1 protein-coding gene is annotated in these 368 nt (G+C 63.3%); it reads left to right on the top strand.

The annotated features are described in order from the left end of the window. Positions 1-368, top strand: a 368-nt coding sequence (locus tag AC1D0P_RS32085) for an efflux RND transporter permease subunit (RefSeq protein ID WP_477680415.1), incomplete at both ends; no start/stop codon positions are given.

Genomic DNA, 368 nt, shown 5'->3' with positions numbered 1-368 from the left:
CTGCTGACGGTCTGCGGCCTGCTCGCCTTCTCGAAACTGTCGGTGCAGCAATTCTCCGATATGGACCTGCCGACGATCGCCATCTCGGCCTCGCTCGAAGGAGCCGCGCCGTCGCAGCTCGAAACCGAGGTGGCGCGCAAGATCGAGGATAAGCTCGCCTCGCTGAGCCAACTCGATCACATCGCCACCACGATCACCGATGGCGCGGTGTCGATCAGCGTCTCCTTCGAGATCGGCAAGGATACCGAGGCGGCGCTGAGCGAAGTGCGCAATGCCGTCGACAGCGCCAGCCCGGATCTGCCGACGGACATGGCGACGCCGCAGGTGTCGAAGAAGTCCGTGCAGTCCACAGCGTTGCTTACCTATGT

Source organism: Polaromonas sp. P1_G2 (genome assembly GCF_056405515.1).
This window is presented reverse-complemented; position numbering and strand designations above follow the sequence as displayed.